The sequence below is a fragment of the Sunxiuqinia dokdonensis genome (assembly GCF_001270965.1).
GTDB lineage: Bacteria > Bacteroidota > Bacteroidia > Bacteroidales > Prolixibacteraceae > Sunxiuqinia > Sunxiuqinia dokdonensis.
Genome location: NZ_LGIA01000106.1, coordinates 1 through 543, shown reverse-complemented (window position 1 = coordinate 543; position 543 = coordinate 1). Strand labels below are relative to the sequence as shown.

The following is a 543-nucleotide window of genomic DNA, read 5'->3' as shown; positions in this document are numbered from 1 at the left end:
GTCAAATCAAAAACGAACGGTTGCATATTCATGTCACACAGATTCCTGTGCAAGACAACTTCCTGCCGGTAGATCTTTCCATCCATGACCTGGATGGCATGGAAGGACTGTATGTTCCGGACAATGCAGCGCGGAAAGTAGCTAAGGAAGTGGGTGGTTCGACCAATACGTCCTCGCTGTTTGGCGTTACTGCCGATCCGCTAACCTACGCCGGCGTGCGTGCCGCCGACCGGACTGCCCAATCGCTGTTTAAGATGACCCGCCTGAAAAAAGTCACCATCAGGGAAAGCACCCTGGTCTATTTAATCAATCAAAAATAAAAGCCATGAGAAACCTTTTAATCATCACTGTACTGGTGCTGATCCAAATGACCGCACCGGCCCAAAACAGGATCACCATCCACGAAAACAAAGCCACCCACCTGGTCTGTCCCGATCGCGTGAGCTACCTGCAGGTGGGCGATCCTACGCTTATTTTTGCCGAAGTGGTTCCTGAGTTACCCAATCTTATTCGCCTCAAGGCGGCCGAGCCCTTTGACGGGGA

General features: G+C 51.6%; 2 protein-coding genes. Both read left to right on the top strand.

What is annotated here, in order from left to right; all coding sequences use genetic code 11:
* Positions 1-320, top strand: a 320-nt coding sequence (traM, locus tag NC99_RS07335) for a conjugative transposon protein TraM (RefSeq protein WP_157624630.1), incomplete at its 5' end; no start/stop codon positions are given.
* A 5-nt stretch (positions 321-325) separates the two neighbouring features.
* On the top strand, positions 326-543 hold a 218-nt coding region (locus tag NC99_RS07330; RefSeq protein ID WP_157624627.1), incomplete at its 3' end, for a hypothetical protein.